This is a genomic window from Coprococcus ammoniilyticus (assembly GCF_025567345.1).
In the GTDB taxonomy this organism is placed as follows: Bacteria; Bacillota; Clostridia; order Lachnospirales; family Lachnospiraceae; genus Coprococcus; species Coprococcus ammoniilyticus.
On sequence record NZ_JAOQJS010000001.1, the window covers coordinates 423,901 to 443,866 of the forward strand.

Below are 19,966 nucleotides of genomic sequence, written 5' to 3' on the forward strand. Positions count from 1 at the left end.
ATAAAGTATAAGAACAGATGCATGTCGTGCCGCAGGGTAGGGTGTGTGTCTGTTTTTATTTTATCTCTTTCCTCTGGAACACCAACAGGGAAATAACAGTTGGCAGGATCAGAAGTACGGCGGCGATCTCCATAGCGTGAACAATCAGGCCGGTGGTTAGTGTCTGCCATGCAACAGCGGTCAGGCAGACGGTAGGAAGATTGGTGTAGATGATACGGAGTGCTTCTACTTCCGGGAAAATGGCATAGAAAAGCATGATGCCATTTGGCAGCAGGGCAACGACTACAGCATAGATACCGCACCACAGAAGGTCTGTGGAGAAGAACATGCACAGGGAGGATGCCATTGTCTGTCCGGCGATGATCATAGGAAGCATGATCACAAAACGCAGAAAATAATTCTGATATGCCGAAGCGGTCAGACTTCCATCATGACGGAAACAGATGTAATTCGTCAGCAGATAGGCTGCAGATACCACAACGATTCCGATAAGCAGCAATAGTGTATTCACGATACATTTGCCAAAGAAAATTGTGTTTCGGCTGGTTCCGAATGACACGATATTCTTCATCGTATTATTCCTCCATTCACCGGAGAAACCGATATCGGTGGTGAAAATAATGCAGTACCAGACGATCGTTGCCATCATATACAGACCGGCATTCATAATATCTGCACCTTCGATCGTAAATGGGATCCGGATGACATGGATGGCATACCAGACAGATACGTTGATCAAAATGGCAATGACCACTCCGATAATGAGAAGGGTATATGGATAAGCCCGATGGCTTACTTTGTAACATTCACTTTTGAGGAAATTATTCAATCGTTGTCCCTCCTAACAGTTCAATAAAGAAATCTTCCAGTGTAGTTTTCACAATCTCCAGTGAGTACAGATCGTATCCCTTTTCAAATAAGAAACGGCTGATCTTCTCAGTCGGGTAAACCGCGTTATTTTCAAAATAAATATAAATGGTATCATCATCTGCATTGTAGGATGCGTCGAGTTGGAGCTCTTTTGAAAGATATTCAGCAGCTTTTTCACCATTACTGGTACGCACCTTTACATAGCTTTTTTCTTTTGCTTCTAGTTCCTCAGCAGACATTTCCTGTAAGATCTGACCATGATCGATGAATCCGTAGCAGGTTGCCATATTTGCAAGCTCGGATAGAATATGGGAGGAAATGATGATTGTGAGTCCGTTCTCTTTGTTTAGTCGCAGCATCAGCTTTCGCATCTCAACGATGCCGGCAGGATCCAGACCATTGATCGGTTCATCTAAGATCAGAAATTCCGGATCGTGCATGAGCGACAGGGCGATTCCCAGACGCTGCTTCATGCCGAGAGAGAAATTTTTAAACTTTTTATCCTTAGCTTCGTAGAGTCCCGTTTCTTTCAGAACTGTTTCAACAATGGATGGATCGTCGATCCCACGCTGGATACGATAATATTCCAGATTGCGTTCCGCAGAGAAAAATGGATAAAATGCCGGAGTTTCGATGATAGCACCGGTTCTTTTCCGGGCTTCATTTAGTCCATGTGTTCCCTTCTTTCCAAAAAGTTCGATGTTGCCATAATCAGGGGCATTCTGTCCGGTAAACAGGCGGAGAAGTGTCGTTTTTCCTGCGCCGTTTTTACCGATCAGAGCATAAATGTCGCCCTTTTTCACGGACATATTTATCTTATCAAGTGCAGGCTTATCACCGTATATCACTTCTACATCTGTTGCTTTTGCAATGACTTCTGCCATGGAACAGCACCTCCTGATTCAACCGAATTTTCCTATAATCAGCATACTGTTTTGCCACAGGAAAGTCAATTCATGGAGCAGACTCCAAGATGAAACATTTTTAATTTTTTTCAAAATTAAAAATGTGCAGTTTGTAAGTTTATATATGTGCTGGTACAAGGTAACAATTATACAGAATCGTCTAATGAAAGTGTATAATGAAAAATAGTGAAAATTAGTGAAAAAATAGTGAAGATATAATGGAGAAAAAAGCCCATATTTATTATAATAAAGAAAATGTCCTGCCAGACAGGACGACAAGGGGAGAGCTACAAATGATGCAAATGTTAAAAATCATGTTCATTATTCTAGTGGGAATTGGCATGTTGATCATGGGGATATACACATTTATCCGGTTGAAAAAACGACGCAGGGAATTAAAGCGGCTGTTGGATAATATTGCTTCGGGATCAACGGTGGATCAGTTGTTAAAGGAAAACCATCCGAAGCTGTCAGCTATGGATGAGATGGAAAAATATATCTATATCATAATGGGACTTGGAGCCGGGTTTATTTTGTTTGGAGCATTTTTCATGGCGCAGGAGCTGATGGAGAGAAATGTCATACCGGATATGACAGGAACGATCGGGTGGATGCTTGTGCAGCGGTTGGTTGCATTTGCATCCGGCATCATTCTCCTTTTTACAGGAAGTGGCATGAAGAAGAAACAGGTAAAAGAAAATGATTACATGGATATGATGATTCCGGGGAAGGTAGTCGGAGAAGTGCCGGGAGCTAAGACGCTGACACCGGGAAAGGCGATCCTTACGATCCAGTATACCGATCCTTATGATGGCAGTGTGCATAACTATCAATTGGCGCAGGAATTGAGCCGGAAGAAGCATCCGGTTGGCAGCGAATATCCGTTGTACTATTCCAGAGAGCAGCGCAAGGTATACGATCCGGGATCAAACAAAGTGAACCGGAAAACAGAACTGTTTCTCAAATGGCTGGGGATTATCATATGTCTGGTGTCCGTGTTGAGTATGTTCACGGCATTTTGACGAGGATAAGATAATATGCTAGAATGGCATTGGTTAGCAAACACTAACCAATGCCATTTTACGTTAAAGGAGAGAAAATTTATCATTATCTGAATGCATTTGGTCTGACTCCATGGATGTGTCTTCACTTGTTCTATATTATGATCCTGTATTTGTATACATGGATGATGGGACATGGATATGCCGATGCTGCACTTCCGGCATGCGGAGCCTTATTTGATCACCTGTCATGGGTTATCATAGTAAGCGAAGTCGTTATGCTTCCGGTATTCTTATACTGGTTTTATGTGGTCGTGTGTGGCAAAACCACATTGCCAAGATGGATGGCAGCAGGAAATGTACTTGTATTCTACTGCATTCTCTATGTTATAAAATCAATACTTCCGGATACAGCATTCCGTCTTGGATTCACAAACGGCTTGATGAGCGAAAGCATGATTTTCTTCTTCATCCTGATATGGATTCTGGGAAGCAAAACTGCGGAGAAATAATAAAAAGGGATTGCCCTGTTAATCAGATTTACTGCTGTCTCTGAAATGACTAACTGCGGTTTCTGTTCGATGCACATGTCTTATTCGTAAATACTCCGGTGCTAACTCGCCTTCGGCTCAAACAAGCACTCGTATTTACTGACAATGTGCATCTCTCAACGAAATCCTCGTAATGTCATCTACAGAGACAGCGGTAGATCTGTTTTAACAGGGCAATCCCTTTTTCGTTTTTATAGACTTTTTTTTAAAATAATATTCACTAATATTACTTCTGTCTGATGCTAATATCGCCGCTGGTTGTGCTGACGCCACATTCATATTCGGAATAATTTGCGCCATGTGGAATATCAACATCGCCATTTTGTGTATCTGCTAAGAAACTGTAGTTTCGGTCAGAAGCAAGAGCCAGATCAATGTCGCCGCTCGTAGCAGAAATGCTGATCGTATCAGCGGCCGTGATGGACATATCAATATCGCCACTCGTCGTATTACTGGAAAGACTGGTATTAGCAGTAATGTCACTGGCTGATACATAGCCGCTTGTGGTATAGAATTCTGCCTGATCTGTTGTTATGCGGTTCAACTGGATATCACCGCTTGAGGCATGAAGCTCTAGCTTAGTTGTAAATGAACCATTGCTGATAGAGATATCACCCGATGTAGTTTTGACTGTGAGGGTATTAGCTTCGATATCTGCGATATGGATGTCACCGCTGTTTGTCTTAAGACTGGTATATGAAGAGTTAAACACTGGCTTGCTATCAGTCTTGTGAGAATACAGATAGTCGATATCTCCACTTGCTGTGGTTACCTGGATAGATTCGTATTCTTTATCTGCCAGATAAACAACGGTAGTAGTATCCTGACCAAATCCGAGTGAGATTGTCGGATGGTGGGTACGTTTGTCTTCGCAGCGGAAGGTGAGCACGCCGTCAACAACCTCTGCATGGTTGGTCAGACCATCTGTATCATAATATTCGATGTAATTCGTTCCGTTGTCGGAGTTTTTGATCATGACGTCGGTAGATGCTTCGCCTGCGATGTCAATGGCGTTGAAATCATCTTTGATCTGAACTGTTTTCTTTACATAGTCCGGCAAGGCTTTCATACCGAGCAGGTCGACAGAACCATTTGGAAAATGAAATCCGTTAATTGCAATACTTAAGAAAGCGATAATGACGCCGACCACTATAAATATAGAAGCAACAATAACAGCTTTTTTGGATTTACTCATAATTATCTCTCCTTTACAAACATTCTCTTAATTCCATTGATGGATGCCTTGTACAGCTTGAAAATGCCGATCGTAACAGGCTTCACGGCTACGATGAACAGGATCGCAAGTCCGATTCCGGCAAATGCAGCTCCAAGCATGAAAAGGGCAGCCGGAACATTCTGTGTAATGAAAAACGGAATGACGCCCAGCAGTCCGCCGATACCTGCAACAGCCATCGAGAGTACGATCGCATAGAAGGACAGAAGAAGTGCCAGTATGACAACCGCCATGGTGATGATCAGAACGATCGCGGTCAGTAACAGTGGAGCCCATATAGGAGAACCAAGAATCAGCAAAATGATCTCCCATGCTTTTAACCGGTGGGATGGTTTGATCTTTTCTTTTACAAGTTTCGTCAGTGGCATATCTGCCAGAATCTGATCAACGACATCGTCCGGGGCATCCATATCGGCAACCGCATCTTCCTCCGACAGACCATCTTCCATACGGTCATCGATCATTTCACTATAATAATCCATAAATTTATCAATATCGTCTGCCGGCATTTTCCGGATCTTTCCCCGGATCGCTGACAAATATTCCTGTTTAGTCATTGTCATTCTCCTCTCTGATAATAAAACGATATATAGATTCAAGTTCTTTCCATTCTTCTTTAAATTCCTCGATTCGTGCTTTGCCTGCATCGGTAATATGATAGTATTTCCGAAGTCGTCCGTTGTGTTCTACGGAGCGAACGGTGAGGAATGCGCCGGTTTCCAGTCTTCGCAGGATCGGATACAATGTAGATTCCGATATCGTTACAAAGGGTTTCATATCCTTGATGATCTGATATCCATAAGAATCTTCATCCTTGATCGCAGCCAGTACACAGACATCCAGCATACCGCGTTTTAATTGAATATCCATATGTATACCTCCTTATGCACTATACTATATGACACATAGTATAATATGTCAAGAGGTATTTTGTAAAAAATAATTTGACAAGAATGCTCATGGTTGCTATACTCAAGGTTGATAAAAATAAGAAGAAAAAGCGATGACAGAGACAGTAGATCATGTTTGAAAGGCAGAGCGAGCCGGAGATGGTGCAAGACCGGTGTGAGTAGAAGATGATGGAAGATCACTCTTAAGCTTCAGACCGAAAACGACAGCCAGTAGGCTCTGACGTCATTCCCTCGTTACGGGAAGCACATATGTTAGTATGCAAGTAATAGGTGGTATAACGAGAACTTTAAGCCTTCGTCCTTTTTGCGGCGGCGGCTTTTTTTACTTTATAGAAAAGTTTGTCTAATAATATTTTGCATACATTGAATAAAAAGAAAGGAAGAACAACATGTACGAAAAAGTATCGACCAAATTGAATTTCGTAGACAGAGAACAGAAGGTTCTGGATTTCTGGAAAGAAAATCAGGTATTTGAGAAGAGTGTGGAAGAAACAAAGGATCTTCCGACTTACACATTTTATGATGGACCTCCAACAGCAAACGGTAAGCCACATATCGGCCATGTGCTTACACGAGTTATCAAGGATATGATTCCAAGATATCAGACAATGAAGGGCCATAACGTAGTAAGAAAGGCAGGATGGGATACACACGGCCTTCCTGTAGAGTTGGAAGTTGAGAAACTTTTAGGAATCGATGGCAAAGAGCAGATCGAGGAATACGGTCTGGAGCCATTTATTCAGAAATGTAAAGAATCCGTATGGAAATACAAAGGTATGTGGGAAGAATTCTCCGGCAAGGTAGGATTCTGGGCAGATATGGATGATCCATATGTAACATACCACAATGATTTCATCGAGTCCGAGTGGTGGGCACTGAAGAAGATCTGGGATCAGGGACTTTTATACAAAGGCTTCAAGATCGTGCCATATTGTCCACGTTGCGGAACTCCACTGTCAAGCCACGAAGTAGCACAGGGTTATAAGACTGTAAAGGAACGTTCCGCAGTTGTAAGATTCAAGGTTATCGGCGAAGATGCATATTTCCTTGCATGGACAACTACACCTTGGACACTTCCATCAAACGTAGCCCTCTGTGTAAATCCGGATGAGACTTATGTCAAAGTAAAGGCAGCAGACGGATATACCTATTATCTGGCAGAAGCACTGGCAGACAAGGTGCTCGGCTCTCTTGCAAAGGAGGCTACAGAAGATGCACCTGCTGTACCTGCATATGAAGTTCTGGAGACATACAAAGGAAAAGATCTGGAATACAAAGAGTACGAACCATTATATGAGTGCGTAAAGCCTGTATGCGAGAAGCAGCATAAGAAGGGTCACTACATTACATGTGATTCATATGTAACTATGACAGATGGTACAGGTATCGTTCATATCGCACCTGCATTTGGTGAGGACGATGCAAATGTAGGAAGAAAGTACGATCTTCCGTTTGTACAGTTCGTAGATGGCAAGGGTGATCTGACAGAGGAAACCCCTTATGCAGGAATCTTCGTAAAGGATGCAGATCCAAAGGTATTGGTTGACCTTGACAAAGAAGGACTTCTGTTCGACGCACCAAAGTTCGAGCATGAATATCCACACTGCTGGAGATGTGATACTCCGCTGATCTACTACGCAAGAGATACCTGGTTTATCAAGATGACAGCAGTCAGAGATAAACTGGTTAAGAATAACGACACCGTAAACTGGATTCCTGAGAGCATTGGTAAGGGACGTTTCGGTGACTGGTTAAAGAATGTACAGGATTGGGGACTTTCCCGTAACCGTTATTGGGGAACTCCGTTAAATATCTGGGAATGTGAATGCGGATGCCGTCATGCGATCGGTTCGATCGAAGAATTAAAGAGCATGAGCGACAACTGCCCGGATGAGATCGAGCTGCACCGTCCGTTCATCGACGCTGTAACGATTAAATGTCCGGAGTGCGGTAAGCAGATGCACAGAGTATCTGAAGTTATAGACTGCTGGTTCGATTCAGGTTCCATGCCATTTGCACAGTGGCATTATCCGTTTGAGAATGCAGACATCTTCGAGAAGCATTTCCCTGCTGACTTCATCAGCGAGGCAGTTGACCAGACAAGAGGATGGTTCTATTCTCTGATGGCGATCTCAACCCTGTTATTTGACAAGGCTCCGTTCAAGAATGTAATTGTCCTCGGACATGTACAGGATAAGGATGGACAGAAGATGAGTAAGTCCAAGGGAAATGCCGTAGATCCGATGGATGCACTGAACAAATACGGTGCAGATGCGATCCGGTGGTATTTCTACAGCAACTCCGCTCCATGGCTTCCAAACCGTTTCCATGAAGATGCGGTTATCGAGTGCCAGAGAAAGTTCCTCGGAACCTTATGGAACACTTACGCATTCTATGTATTATATGCAAATATCGACAACTTTAATCCACTTGAGCATGAGCTGGATTACGAGAAGCTGTCACTGATGGATAAATGGTTATTATCAAAGCTGAACTCAACCGTAAAGGCTGTTGATGAGAACCTTGCAGCATACAAGATCCCTGAGACAACCAGAGTATTAGAGGAGTTCGTAGATGACCTTTCTAACTGGTATGTTCGTCGTGGACGTGAGAGATACTGGGCAAAGGGTATGGAGCAGGATAAGGTAAATGCCTACATGACATTGTATACAGCCCTTGTTACAATCTCCATGACAGCAGCTCCGATGATTCCGTTTATGGCAGAGGATATTTACCAGAATCTGGTAAGAAGCATTGATAAGGATGCTCCATTATCTGTTCATCTGTGCGAGTTCCCGAAGGTAGAGGAGAAGATGATCGACACAGACCTTGAGGCAGCTATGGATGAGATCTTAAAGATCGTTGTTCTTGGACGTGCAGCCAGAAATACTGCAAATATCAAGAACAGACAGCCGATCGGAACCATGTATGTAAAGGCAGCAAAAGAGCTGACAGAGGATGAGACAGCGATCGTCAAAGACGAGCTGAACATCAAGAACGTAGTATTTACAGAGGATATCGCAAGCTTCAGTTCTTACACATTCAAGCCACAGCTTCGTACCGTAGGACCAAAGTACGGCAAGCAGTTAGGCGGAATCAAGGCATATCTGTCATCTGTTGACGGAAATGCAGCTATGGCAGAGCTGAAGGAAAAGGGTGCTCTGACATTTGACGTAAACGGCACAGAGGTATCTCTGGCAGAGGAAGATCTGCTGATTGATATCGCACAGACCGAAGGCTACGTTACAGAGGCAGACGGTGCGGTAACAGTTGTTATCGACACAAATCTGACAGAAGAACTCTTAGAGGAGGGATTTGTCAGAGAGATCGTATCCAAGATCCAGACCATGAGAAAGGAAGCTGGCTTCGAAGTAATGGACAAGATCACAGTCTATGCAGAGGGAAGCGACAAGGCAACCGGACTTATGAATGCAAATGCTGACAGCATCAAGTCTGACGTTATGGCAGATGCACTGGTAACCGGAAGTGTAGATGGCTATTCCAAGGAATGGAACATCAACGGCGAAAAGGTAACACTTGGTGTAAAGAAAAACGCATAAATAATACAGGGCATTGACCGATGCCGAAAAAAGCAAATTTATACTTGCTTTTTTCGGAAAGCGTCTGTATTATAGATAGCATATTAAAAGGTGCAAGGAAGTACTGGAGATAGCAACTTCCCTGCACCTTTTTCTCGTTAATGAAGTTGCCAATTACACAACAAGAAATAGGAATGAATATGGAGGCGATGGGTATGGAAAAACTCAATCAGATTGTAAGTGCAGTTGATTCGTTTGTGTGGGGACCGGTGATGCTGGTGCTTCTCGTAGGAACCGGTATCTTTCTGACGATACGGACGCGATTCCTGCCGTGGAGGAATCTCGGATATGCGATCAAGAGCACACTTAGTAAAGAAGCAAGAACAAAGAACAGAGGAACCGGTGATGTATCCCCATTCTCGGCACTGACGACAGCGCTTGCTGCAACGATCGGAACCGGAAATATCGTAGGTGTGGCGACAGCAATGGTATCCGGTGGTCCGGGTGCTCTGGTCTGGATGTGGATCTCGGCGTTGTTCGGAATCACATCGAAATTCTCAGAATGTATGCTGGCGATCAAATACCGTGAGGTAAATGCCAAAGGAGAGATCTCAGGTGGACCGATGTATACGATGAAGAAAGCATTGAAACACAAAAGATTCGGAAGTGTGCTCGGTTGGCTGTTTGCATTCTTTGCGGTTGTTGCATCCTTTGGTATCGGAAATATGACACAGGCGAACTCGATCGCATCTTCCATGAATGAGACCTTTCACATCAATCCGATCATCATCGGTGTGATCCTTACGATCCTTGCCTTAATGATCATTATCGGTGGTATCAAATCCATATCAAAGATCTCCGCGATCGTTGTTCCATTTATGGCAATATTCTATGTGCTTGCAGGACTTATAGTAATTATCGGAAATATATCGAATGTGCCGGAAGGCCTGCGTGAGATCTTCACAATGGCATTTTCCATGAAATCCGTATCCGGCGGTGTGCTTGGTACCGTAGTTGCATCTATGACAAATGCAATGCGGTTCGGTGTTGCCCGTGGTTGTTTCTCAAATGAAGCAGGTATGGGATCAGCAGCGATCACCGCAGCAGCAGCTACAACAGATAACCCGGTTCGTCAGGGATATATCAACATGACAGGAACCTTCTGGGATACGATTGTTGTATGTACGATCACCGGTCTGGTAATCGCAAGCTCCGGTGTGATCGGTAAAACATCGACAACGACGGAAGGTTCATATGTGATCACTTCTGAAGCCGAAGATACACTGGCTCTGACACATGAAGAAAAGGGTAAGATGGTGACGACAGAATATACCGTTACATACCAAGATGGAACATTGACTTTGTCCGGTGGAGCAGAGGATATCGTTCTGACACCATATGCAGACGCTTCCGATAGTGAAGCATTTGCAAAACTTCAGCATCAGCCGGATAGTCTGGAAGCAGTTTATGAGAATGGTGCGATTACAGGTGCATGGACCTCTGGCTGCAATGCTTATATTTTTGATGAAGATGGTACATATTATTATGAAGAAGCCTATACAGGATCGGCACTGACGATCAAAGCATTTGAGACAGTTCTGGGTAAGGCGGGAGCATGGCTTGTAACGATCGGTATTGCATTATTTGCATTCTCGACCATCCTTGGATGGGAGTATCATGGAGAGAAAGCCTTTGAATACCTGTTCCATTCCCACAAATACAACATGATCTATCGTATCGTATTCTCCCTTGTAGTATACATCGGTGCGACGACTTCACTGGATCTGGCATGGAACTTCTCGGATATTGCAAATGCACTGATGGCGATTCCGAACCTGATCTGCCTGCTTCTGTTAAGCAAAGAGATCGCAACGGATATGCGGGAATTCCAGAAAGTACTCGCAGAAGAAAAAGCAGCAAAGAAGCGTGCGTAAATAGTCGACCTGCCGGTAAGTCTTTGGAACAAAAATGAAAGATAAAAGATACATTATTAAGATGAAGCAAAACCTGTTTATGTATTGATATATAAAGCAAAAATGGGAAATAGCATTACTATTATGTAGCAAGCCTTTTTCAACGCCGGTTCTTAGTGAGTCGCCACAGGCGAGAAACTTAGCACCGCTGCGTTGAAATAGAGTGCAAACGACTTGCGAAATAATATGTAATGTATTTTCCATTTTGATTCAAAAACCTACAGACAGGTTTTGCGTCATAATAATGATGTATCTTTCATTTTTTAGTAGCAAAATGACAGTTTATGAGTATAATTATAGTAAACGCGCAGACGGAATAATGAGAGGAAGATGCCGGAATATGAAGCATAGCCGGATATGAGAGCGCATGAAGATGCGAGACTTACTGATGAAGTACTGGGATCTGTCTGCTTTATTATAATGGATTCAAAAATGAGTTCAGGGGTATGCCACCGGAGAAACTCCGGCGGCATACCCGGATACATAGAAAGCTGATGACAGGACATTTGCGAGGCTGCAGGAAAGTGCCATGGCAGGACACTTGCCATGGAACATGGGAAAGGCGCTGGCTTGTCGATAACGGCTTTGGATAAAAAAAGAAAACATGTGGGTAAGAACACAATGAGTACGACAGAAGAAAAACACAACTATACTTACATAGTCCGATGTAAGGACGGAACGTATTACACCGGATGGACGAATAATCTGGAAAAGCGGATGAAAGCACATAATGAAGGACGAGGGGGCGCCAAGTATACCAGAAGCCGGCGCCCTGTTGTCCTTGTTTATTATGAGGAATCAGAGACGCCGGAGGAAGCAATGAGTAGAGAGTGGCACATCAAGCAGATGAGCCGGAGCCGGAAAGAAGAATTAATCAGAAATTTTCAACCAGATAGTATACAGAAGCCATGAAAATAGTATAAAATATAAGAATTGAGAAAATAAAAGTCGAACACCAGGAGGTTATAGATGGGAAGACAATTATGGAAACCGGGGAATATGCTGTACCCGGTACCGGCAGTTATGGTAACATGTAAGCGAGAAGGCGGACAACCGAATATTATTACGATCGCATGGGCGGGAACAGTTTGCAGTTCTCCGGCGATGGTTTCAATATCTGTTAGACCGGAACGCTATTCTTATGATATTATAAAAGCCAGTGGAGAATTTGTGATCAATCTGGTGACTGAGAAGCTGACATTTGCGACCGATTATTGCGGCGTAAAGAGTGGGCGCGATATTGACAAATTCAAAGCAACAGGACTTCATACCTGTCCGGGACTTACAGTTGCCACACCGGGTATCGCGGAGAGTCCGGTCAATATCGAATGTAAGGTAAAAGAAGTGATCCCGCTTGGAAGTCATCATATGTTCCTGGCAGAGGTAACCGGCGTACAGGTGGATGAAGCATACATGAATGAAAATGGCAAATTCGAGCTTAACCAGCTTGGACTGGTGGCATATTCCCATGGAGAATACTTTAAACTTGGAAAGAAACTGGGAAAATTCGGATATTCAGTGAGGAAAAAATAAGAAATATGAAGATAGAATTACAGGCATATGGTAAAGTAAATCTGGGACTGGACGTGCTCAGAAGAAGACCGGACGGTTATCATGAAGTAAAGATGATCATGCAGACAGTAAAGTTACATGACACATTGACATTTGAGACAGTGGATGAGGATGTGATCGTTCTCAGCACAAATGCGGACGAGCTTCCGGTAAATGAAGATAATCTGGTATATAAAGCATGTCGGATGTTGAAACAGGAATATCAGATCACGCGTGGAATCCGGGTATTTCTTCAGAAAGAGCTTCCGGTTGCAGCCGGAATGGCTGGCGGAAGTGCTGATGCGGCAGCAGCGCTGATCGGAATGAATAAGATCTTTGATCTTCAGATTCCGAAACACAAGCTGATGGAATATGGAGTGAAGCTTGGCGCAGATGTTCCGTACTGTATCATGAAGGGAACTGCATTATCAGAAGGAATCGGTGAGAAGCTGACAGCACTTGCACCGATGCCGGACTGCTATATCCTGCTTGCAAAACCGCCGATCGCCGTATCGACCAAGATGGTATACGAGAACCTGCATGCAAATGAATTAAAAGAACACCCGGATATAGACGGTATGGTGATAGCACTGGAAGAACATAGTCTTCAGGGCATCACGGAACGTATGGAGAATGTGTTAGAGACAGTAACACAAGTTCGGTATCCGGTTATTGCGGAGATCAAAGCCTGCATGAAAGAATGTGGTGCGATGAATTCACTTATGAGTGGAAGCGGTCCGACTGTATTTGGTATATTTACAGAGAAGGAAAAAGCGGAGAAAGCGGCAGATGCGATCCGCAGCCGGAAGCTGGCAAAGCAGGTATTTGTCACACAGCCATATAATGTGTAAGATCAGCCAGGACAGAGGGAGTTGTTCTGCAGAAGAAATAGAGAGAAATGGGGTAACTTATGGAGTTGAAGTTAAATATGGATGAGTATCTTCCGCTTCGGGAGGTTGTATTTGAAGCGTTGCGGGATGCCATCGTACATGGAGAATTTGAACCGGGCGAACGGTTGTTAGAAGTGGCACTTGCAAAACGTCTGGGTGTCAGCCGGACTCCGGTGCGTGAAGCAATCCGGATGCTGGAATTAGAGGGCTTAGTCGTGATGGTTCCAAGGAAAGGTGCAGAGGTTGCCCGTATCACGGAGAAGGATCTCCGGGATGCATTGGAGATCCGCCTGAGTCTGGAAGAACTGGCAGTCGAACTTGCCTGCAAGCGGATTGATGAAGAAGGCAGGCTCAGATTAAGAGAAGCCTGTGAGAATTTCCGTGAGGCAGTCCGTTCCGGTCGTGTGTCGGATATCGTAGATACAGATGTTGCCTTTCATGAAACAATCTGTGAATTAAGCAACAATCCAAGACTTGTGAGTCTTACCAAGAACTACGGAGAACAGGTGTACCGATACCGTGTGGAATATGTGCGGGATACCGGATATCATGGCAAACTGCTCCGTGAGCATGATGAGATCACGGAGGCGATATTGCATGGAGATGTAGAGAAAGCAAAAGCAGTTATGCATCAGCATATTTACGATCAGGAGCAGATCGTGATTCAGAATATCAAACAGAAACAGGATACTATATAAGACTGAGTGGTCAAAAACAGGGAGTGGACAGTAAGAAATTTACCGTTCACTCCCTGTTTTTGACCACTCGGTTCATTTTGCAGTTTTTTCAGGAACAATCTGTTATAGTAGAGGTGTTCTGAATACATCAAGCGTGTAAAATAAATTGACAAATACATATGTATGCCATATACTTGGTATTACTAGGTATAAAATAATAGGAAGAGAAATTATGGCAAATCAAAGTATAAATCAGTTTAAAAAAGGCATACTTCCCATGCTTATCCTGCAGATCATAGCAGATGAAAAGGATTATGGTTATAACATTGTCAATCGTTTTAATGCACGATGTGTTGCCGGAATGGATATCAAAGAAGGAACACTGTATCCGATCCTGCACAGATTAGAAGAAGATGGTGCGATCGTTAGTGAATGGGTGATGGCATCCGAGAATGGAAAACCAAAGAAATTCTATAAGATTACAGAAGAAGGGAAGCTTCTATTGGAAGAACAGTGGAGTTGCTGGGCGCAGATAGAAGGAATGGTACGAGGCTTTGAGAAAAAACATATATCTGATTAAAATATTTATTTTACTGCATGCACCATTTGGACAGCGGATGCAGTTTGTAAAAGAGATAAGACGATCTATAGATGATAAATTGGACTCGGGCATGACGATCGATGAAGTGTTTGAGGAGCTTGGTGAAGCTTCCGCACTGACAGAAGAGTATAACGATATCGGTATGCGGCAGCAGACAAAGGAGTATGTATGGATGATGCTCTGGATCCTGGTTGGAATCTGTCTTGGTGTTCTGTTGGTGATTGACGGATATACATTATATACCGGATATCATGAGATCAATCAGTATATAGCACCGACAGGATATGAGTGGATTGATTTTAGACCAAAGGCAGGGGGAACGTGGGGCAAAGTGATTGTGGAAAGCATAGGTTTTTGTATTTGCATGGGAAATGTGATCTATCATTATAAAAGACGAAGAAAAGCAAAGAAAAAAGATAATGAGCTATAAATAAAAAGGGGAACAAAAGAAATGAAAAAGAAGAAATATCTTATGAAGATATTCATGCATCTGCATGCACCATTAAAGGAACGGATACAGATGGTAAAGGATCTGGGACGATCATTAGATGATAAACTGGCAGAAGGAGAAACCATAGAGGAAGCAATCGCAGAACTAGGAGAAGCCTCAGACATTATTCAGGAATATGAAGATCTCGGAATGAGAAAGCGAACGAAAGAATGGGCGCTTGCTGTGATCTGGATATTGATCGGAATCGTGGTGGGATATCTGTTGTTTACGGAATGTAGGATACTGTATAGGGGATACAATTATATAATAATACGGACATCACCTAACACGGGCGTTGGAGTAGCCTATGGAATAAATGTAGGTGCAGAGGTAGTGAAAGTAGTGCTTGAATCGATAGGTTTTATTATATGTGTAGGAAATGTTATCTGGCATTTTATAAAACAAAAAAGAAAAAAGGAGATGTAAGAAAATGAAGAAAGTAGTGCGTATTATTTGCATTGTTTTATGTGTCGGTTTGATTTTAGGGTTGGGATATATTGTCTCACGAAAAATAAAAAAATATCCAGATGAAGTGGAATATTCTTCATTAAGAGCTTTTGCGGATGATGGTATGTATTATATAAAAAGAAATGTTCTTTATTTTTTGGATTCAAAGACGGGAAAATCGGTAGTGGTTTGCAATAAAGCTAATTGCAAGCATAATACAGAAAACTGTAATGCGTATATATTTGGACTGGGATCTAGTATGCTTTATTATGAAGATAAACTATATATAAGTGAATTTGATTCTGAGGTAACAATTAATGATGAGGATGATGCCGTATATAAAGGGGCTGTACAGATTCGTGAAGTAGAAAAGGATGGAAGCAAAGTGAGTATTCTGTATTCGGCAGATGAAGGCGCTGTTTTTGATATGGAAATGATAGATGGAATATTATATTTTACTACATGGAAATATCATGATGGATTTAAATTGAATCAATATCAGCTTGATTGCACGTTGTATTCATATGATCTGAGATGGAGGCGGTTACGAGTATTGTTAAGTTATGAAGGAGATGCAGAACATGACAATTCAACACTTCATATATTAAATAATAAAAACAAAGAAAAAATTTATCTGACATATGGTTATAAAGATAGCCAGAGAAACAGGCACACTATACTGCTTACATATAATATAGAAACCCATAAAGATGAAATTGTTGCAGATAATTTAAATACAGAATATGGGAAATCCTTTAATATAATCAGTACTGCAAGTGGCATTTATATAGAAACGAAGGAATTGGATAATGGTGTAGAATGGACTGTGATATATTCGTGTGATGCAGACTTGCAGAATCAGAAAGAAATTTTTCGGATTGTAGATGGAGATATTTATTGTATGGATCGATACTTGTATGCAATTAATACAGATTACAATAAGTTTTTTTATCAATGTGATACAGGAACTGTTTATCTGGCAAATACCTGTTTTACAGAAGAAGGAACTTATATATCCGATATTTATGGCTTGGATGAATCAAGTGACAAGATATATATAGATGGACATGATTATACTGGTATGAAGCCAGGAGATGTAATCACATCGGATCAGAGTGAACAGACGGTGACAGGATGGACAGAATTCCGGGATACATATTTTACAAAACTGGAGAATGCAGATCAGAATACTGTGGAAGCATTTGACTGGGTGAAATGGCCGGAAGAGTGATAAAGGGGATGAGGATATGGAATTAAAACTGGAGCATATCTCGAAAGAATATAAGAATACAACGGCGCTTGATGATTTTTCCATGACATTCTCAGAGGAAATTTATGGATTGTTGGGGCCCAATGGTGCAGGAAAAAGTACCTTGATGAAGTTGATTACAAGAAATATCAAACCGACAGCAGGAGAAATTTATCTGGATGGAACAGATATTCATACCCTGAAACGGGAATATCAGCGGCTGATCGGTTATATGCCACAGCAGCAGGCGATCTATCCGTTTTATACCGGACGGATGTTCCTTGCATATATGGGATTGTTGAAAGGAGTAGAGAAAAAAGTACTGAATGATGAGATCGAGAAATACGCATCAAAGGTAAATCTTCTTGATGTACTGGATCGAAAGGTCGGAACATATTCCGGCGGTATGAAGCAGAGACTGCTGATCGCGCAGGCATTTCTTGGGGATTCAAAGATCATTATTTTTGATGAGCCAACAGCAGGACTGGATCCGAAGGAGAGGATCCATGTACGGAATCTGATTCATGATAATTCTGCAGGGAAGATTATTTTGATTGCTACTCATGTTGTTCAGGATATTGAGGATATAGCAAGTCAGATCATGCTGCTGAAAAAAGGTGTGTTGATCGAGATGGCAGCACCAGAGATCCTGACCGGAAGAATCACGGATAAAGAGAATCCGGATCTGGAAGATGTATATTTAAGTATATTTGGAGAGTAGCTTTTTGCAGGTTGGTCATTTCCGGATAGAGAAAGTGGCTGCCTGTGGAAATGGAGGACGATATGAGTAGATCAAAACAAATGGAAAAAGCTGCTACCATCAGTCATTCCGGACGAAGAGGTGGATTTTTTCGATTTTTTATAAATGAAATACGGGCTATTTTATATAACCGGAAATTAATATTATGTTTTTTGTTGTTTTTAGTTATGAATGTGGGCCTGTTGATCGTAGCCTTTGCTACTGATGAGGTGGATAGTACACAGTATGCAAGGCTTCGGACAGATCCGGATTCCATTATGGATATGTATATGGGAGATCCGGAATCAGAGACATATAAACAGTTGTTTGATGAATATATGGCAAGCACAACGTATGACGAATATCTGCAGAAGGTTATAGAAGATGCAGAGATGAATCAGTCGATTTCCATATTTCAGACAAAGTTCTCGATCAGTAATCTGGAACGGACAAAGAGGGATTTTGAAAGACTTGTGGGAACAGAAGCATCCTTTGTTGGCGGATATGGAATCTGTAAGGCATTGAATTTTACCGGAAGTTATGTTCTGATATTTTTCCTGCTGGTTGTTCTGGTGCTGGAACTGGTGCTGCGGGATAAGAAGAATGGTCTGGCAAATCTGTATAAGACAACGTGGAATGGAGACAGTCGTTTATTGTTGTCTAAGTATGCGGCAGCATTTGTCTATATGGCATTATTTGTGGCGGGAGTATTCTTAAGTAATATTTTGATTGCCGAATGGAAGTTTGGAGCTGTAGATCTGTCAGCACCGGTACAGAGCCTGATGGATTATATTGGATATGGCTTTTCCTGCAGGATCAGTACATTTGTTGTTCTTGTCTGTTTGGTAAAGATTCTGATCTTTGCAGTGATCCTTGTAGCATTATTTACATTTGCAGTTGTTTCTTCAAATGAAGTTATGTTGTGTGTATGGTCGGCGGTTGCCATGTTTGTAGAATTGCTGTTTTCCGTATTGGGAGAGAAACTGAATCTGACATTTTTATATCGATTCTCTATTTTTTCAATGCTGGATACAACCAGATTTTTTCAATATGAGAATTATAATCTGATATCTCATGCAGAGCCTGCAATCTATCTGGACTGTATTATCTGTGCAGTGTTGTTGGCAGGATTTCTTATCATATCGTCGGTAATCTATCTGGAGGGAAGCAGTGATTATCGGGAGAGTCGTATACGATTACGAAAAAAAGGTACGAAATCCCGCAGGATATTTTCCTCAGTATGGAGACTGGAAGGCTATAAGTTATGGTTGGGATATAAGATGATATTTGTTATTTTTCTGTTGGTTGGATTTCAGGTGTACATTTATCAGAACAAATCTGTACGGTGGAGTGCAAATGAATATGCATACCAATATTATATCAGTCAGATTGAAGGTGTGGTTACACAGGGAAAGCTGGATTATATAGCCTCAGAGGAAGAACGGTACGAAAAACTTCACGAAGAAGAAGATCGGGTTGACCGGGACTACGCTGCAGGGAAGATAACTGAAAAAGAGTATAATGATAAATGGGATGAGATGAATAAGCAGCTTGCAAATGAGGAGAGTTTCTTTCGCTGTCTGGAATATGTGGATTATATTAAGCAGCAATGTGGAATCACGTCACAGGTTTCGGAAGCCGATCCTGCTGTACTGGAACGGATAGGATTTGTCTATGCCAGAGGCTGGAATATCCTTGCCGGAAGCAAAGACTATAAGGATGACGTGATGAATGCAGCGAAGGTAATCGTTGTACTGATGCTTACAACTGCATTTCTGTATCTGGAGGATTACAGATATAAGATCAATGGCATTATTGATATTACAGAGAATTACAGGAAACTTCATGTGATCAAGGCATTTCGGATGCTGCTTATTATTCTTGTTGTATACATGATCGTTTATCTGCCTGAACTTATGTGGGTGAAAAGAGAAATTGGGCTGGCAGGAGGAAAATATCTGACACAGTCTCTTCCGTGTCTGGAACAGGTTGGCATATCAACCAGTATTACCGGATATTTCCTGCTGGTATCTGGAATTCGGTTGATCACGATTCTGGTACTGACTGTACTCTATGTTCTAGTTGGAAAGCTGATCAGGAGCACAAATGGTGCGATATTCTGTGCGGCAGCCGTTGCGCTTTTGCCATTGCTGCTGTACCTGTCAGGATTTACTGCAGCAAAGTATTATCCGTTGGTTCAGCTATTATCAGGCAATATGCTGCTTAGATAAATGAATATTTAAAGAGATCCCACTGTGACAGATGATAGATGTCCCCTTTTTATTGGACAATCAGTGAAAGAGGTGCATATCATCTGTTATAGTGGGATTTTTGTATG

Annotated in this window: 19 protein-coding genes; 14 read left to right on the plus strand and 5 right to left on the minus strand. The window is 42.2% G+C overall.

Features of this window, described 5'->3' with window-relative positions:
- Positions 1 to 55: 55 nt before the first annotated feature.
- Positions 56 to 829: an ABC transporter permease subunit gene (locus tag OCV60_RS01790; RefSeq protein ID WP_117784534.1), complete on the minus strand. Its 774-nt coding sequence runs from the start codon at positions 827 to 829 to the stop codon at positions 56 to 58.
- Positions 822 to 1,754, minus strand: a complete 933-nt coding sequence (locus OCV60_RS01795; RefSeq protein ID WP_117784533.1) for an ABC transporter ATP-binding protein — start codon at positions 1,752 to 1,754, stop codon at positions 822 to 824. Before OCV60_RS01795 ends, OCV60_RS01790 begins: the two co-directional genes overlap by 8 nt.
- Before the next feature lie 314 nt (positions 1,755 to 2,068).
- On the opposite strand from OCV60_RS01795, the gene OCV60_RS01800 reads away from it, so the two are divergent.
- Both OCV60_RS01800 and OCV60_RS01805 read left to right on the plus strand, forming a co-directional pair.
- Positions 2,069 to 2,797: a hypothetical protein gene (locus OCV60_RS01800; RefSeq protein WP_262529141.1), complete on the plus strand. Its 729-nt coding sequence runs from the start codon at positions 2,069 to 2,071 to the stop codon at positions 2,795 to 2,797.
- Between the two features lie 50 nt (positions 2,798 to 2,847).
- Entirely contained in the window at positions 2,848 to 3,288 is a 441-nt protein-coding gene (locus OCV60_RS01805; RefSeq protein WP_262529142.1) for a DUF6796 family protein, read from the plus strand.
- 265 nt (positions 3,289 to 3,553) lie between these two features.
- Here the strand turns inward: OCV60_RS01805 and OCV60_RS01810 are convergent, their stop codons facing one another.
- Genes OCV60_RS01810 through OCV60_RS01820 form a run of 3 tightly spaced genes read right to left on the minus strand, consistent with a single transcriptional unit; the run spans position 3,554 to position 5,431 of the window.
- Positions 3,554 to 4,522 (minus strand): DUF4097 domain-containing protein, encoded by a 969-nt coding sequence (locus tag OCV60_RS01810; RefSeq protein ID WP_262529143.1) that lies wholly within the window; start codon positions 4,520 to 4,522, stop codon positions 3,554 to 3,556.
- Between the two features lie 2 nt (positions 4,523 to 4,524).
- Positions 4,525 to 5,118 (minus strand): DUF1700 domain-containing protein, encoded by a 594-nt coding sequence (locus tag OCV60_RS01815; protein ID WP_262529145.1) that lies wholly within the window; start codon positions 5,116 to 5,118, stop codon positions 4,525 to 4,527.
- Positions 5,111 to 5,431: a PadR family transcriptional regulator gene (locus tag OCV60_RS01820; protein ID WP_021944187.1), complete on the minus strand. Its 321-nt coding sequence runs from the start codon at positions 5,429 to 5,431 to the stop codon at positions 5,111 to 5,113. Before OCV60_RS01820 ends, OCV60_RS01815 begins: the two co-directional genes overlap by 8 nt.
- A 430-nt stretch (positions 5,432 to 5,861) precedes the next feature.
- On the opposite strand from OCV60_RS01820, the gene ileS reads away from it, so the two are divergent.
- From ileS to OCV60_RS01880, 12 genes are all read left to right on the plus strand, one after another.
- Entirely contained in the window at positions 5,862 to 9,032 is a 3,171-nt protein-coding gene (gene ileS / locus OCV60_RS01825; RefSeq protein ID WP_262529147.1) for an isoleucine--tRNA ligase, read from the plus strand.
- Positions 9,033 to 9,226: 194 nt separating this feature from the next.
- The gene (locus OCV60_RS01830; protein WP_262529149.1) at positions 9,227 to 10,945 is read left to right on the plus strand and encodes an alanine/glycine:cation symporter family protein; all 1,719 of its coding nucleotides are present in this window, start codon (positions 9,227 to 9,229) and stop codon (positions 10,943 to 10,945) included.
- Positions 10,946 to 11,605: 660 nt separating this feature from the next.
- Positions 11,606 to 11,896: a GIY-YIG nuclease family protein gene (locus OCV60_RS01835; protein WP_008402379.1), complete on the plus strand. Its 291-nt coding sequence runs from the start codon at positions 11,606 to 11,608 to the stop codon at positions 11,894 to 11,896.
- A 57-nt stretch (positions 11,897 to 11,953) separates the two neighbouring features.
- On the plus strand, positions 11,954 to 12,517 hold the full coding sequence (locus tag OCV60_RS01840) for a flavin reductase family protein (protein WP_008402380.1): 564 nt from the start codon (positions 11,954 to 11,956) through the stop codon (positions 12,515 to 12,517).
- Positions 12,518 to 12,522: 5 nt separating this feature from the next.
- Entirely contained in the window at positions 12,523 to 13,386 is an 864-nt protein-coding gene (gene ispE / locus OCV60_RS01845; RefSeq protein WP_262529150.1) for a 4-(cytidine 5'-diphospho)-2-C-methyl-D-erythritol kinase, read from the plus strand.
- Between the two features lie 59 nt (positions 13,387 to 13,445).
- Entirely contained in the window at positions 13,446 to 14,123 is a 678-nt protein-coding gene (locus tag OCV60_RS01850; protein ID WP_118663138.1) for a GntR family transcriptional regulator, read from the plus strand.
- A gap of 211 nt (positions 14,124 to 14,334) precedes the next feature.
- Positions 14,335 to 14,682, plus strand: coding sequence for a PadR family transcriptional regulator (locus OCV60_RS01855; protein WP_021944192.1), 348 nt, complete (start codon positions 14,335 to 14,337; stop codon positions 14,680 to 14,682).
- Entirely contained in the window at positions 14,657 to 15,133 is a 477-nt protein-coding gene (locus tag OCV60_RS01860; protein ID WP_117822406.1) for a hypothetical protein, read from the plus strand. Before OCV60_RS01855 ends, OCV60_RS01860 begins: the two co-directional genes overlap by 26 nt.
- 21 nt (positions 15,134 to 15,154) lie before the next feature.
- The gene (locus OCV60_RS01865; RefSeq protein ID WP_118663139.1) at positions 15,155 to 15,619 is read left to right on the plus strand and encodes a hypothetical protein; all 465 of its coding nucleotides are present in this window, start codon (positions 15,155 to 15,157) and stop codon (positions 15,617 to 15,619) included.
- Between the two features lie 4 nt (positions 15,620 to 15,623).
- Complete coding sequence (locus OCV60_RS01870) at positions 15,624 to 16,871, plus strand: hypothetical protein (protein WP_118663140.1); 1,248 nt, start codon at positions 15,624 to 15,626, stop codon at positions 16,869 to 16,871.
- A 16-nt stretch (positions 16,872 to 16,887) separates the two neighbouring features.
- The gene (locus OCV60_RS01875) at positions 16,888 to 17,610 is read left to right on the plus strand and encodes an ABC transporter ATP-binding protein (protein ID WP_021944196.1); all 723 of its coding nucleotides are present in this window, start codon (positions 16,888 to 16,890) and stop codon (positions 17,608 to 17,610) included.
- A 62-nt stretch (positions 17,611 to 17,672) separates the two neighbouring features.
- A complete protein-coding gene (locus OCV60_RS01880; RefSeq protein ID WP_262529154.1) occupies positions 17,673 to 19,859 on the plus strand; it encodes a hypothetical protein in 2,187 nt (728 codons plus the stop codon).
- Positions 19,860 to 19,966: the final 107 nt, after the last annotated feature.

Coding starts and splice junctions, on each gene's coding strand:
- OCV60_RS01835 (WP_008402379.1), top strand. CDS start 11,606: ATGAGTACGACAGAAGAAAAACACAACTATACTTACATAGTCCGATGT.
- OCV60_RS01810 (WP_262529143.1), bottom strand. CDS start 4,522: ATGAGTAAATCCAAAAAAGCTGTTATTGTTGCTTCTATATTTATAGTG.
- ispE (WP_262529150.1), top strand. CDS start 12,523: ATGAAGATAGAATTACAGGCATATGGTAAAGTAAATCTGGGACTGGAC.
- OCV60_RS01815 (WP_262529145.1), bottom strand. CDS start 5,118: ATGACTAAACAGGAATATTTGTCAGCGATCCGGGGAAAGATCCGGAAA.
- OCV60_RS01850 (WP_118663138.1), top strand. CDS start 13,446: ATGGAGTTGAAGTTAAATATGGATGAGTATCTTCCGCTTCGGGAGGTT.
- OCV60_RS01805 (WP_262529142.1), top strand. CDS start 2,848: ATGCCATTTTACGTTAAAGGAGAGAAAATTTATCATTATCTGAATGCA.
- ileS (WP_262529147.1), top strand. CDS start 5,862: ATGTACGAAAAAGTATCGACCAAATTGAATTTCGTAGACAGAGAACAG.
- OCV60_RS01820 (WP_021944187.1), bottom strand. CDS start 5,431: ATGGATATTCAATTAAAACGCGGTATGCTGGATGTCTGTGTACTGGCT.
- OCV60_RS01880 (WP_262529154.1), top strand. CDS start 17,673: ATGAGTAGATCAAAACAAATGGAAAAAGCTGCTACCATCAGTCATTCC.
- OCV60_RS01855 (WP_021944192.1), top strand. CDS start 14,335: ATGGCAAATCAAAGTATAAATCAGTTTAAAAAAGGCATACTTCCCATG.
- OCV60_RS01840 (WP_008402380.1), top strand. CDS start 11,954: ATGGGAAGACAATTATGGAAACCGGGGAATATGCTGTACCCGGTACCG.
- OCV60_RS01865 (WP_118663139.1), top strand. CDS start 15,155: ATGAAAAAGAAGAAATATCTTATGAAGATATTCATGCATCTGCATGCA.
- OCV60_RS01830 (WP_262529149.1), top strand. CDS start 9,227: ATGGAAAAACTCAATCAGATTGTAAGTGCAGTTGATTCGTTTGTGTGG.
- OCV60_RS01800 (WP_262529141.1), top strand. CDS start 2,069: ATGATGCAAATGTTAAAAATCATGTTCATTATTCTAGTGGGAATTGGC.
- OCV60_RS01875 (WP_021944196.1), top strand. CDS start 16,888: ATGGAATTAAAACTGGAGCATATCTCGAAAGAATATAAGAATACAACG.
- OCV60_RS01870 (WP_118663140.1), top strand. CDS start 15,624: ATGAAGAAAGTAGTGCGTATTATTTGCATTGTTTTATGTGTCGGTTTG.
- OCV60_RS01795 (WP_117784533.1), bottom strand. CDS start 1,754: ATGGCAGAAGTCATTGCAAAAGCAACAGATGTAGAAGTGATATACGGT.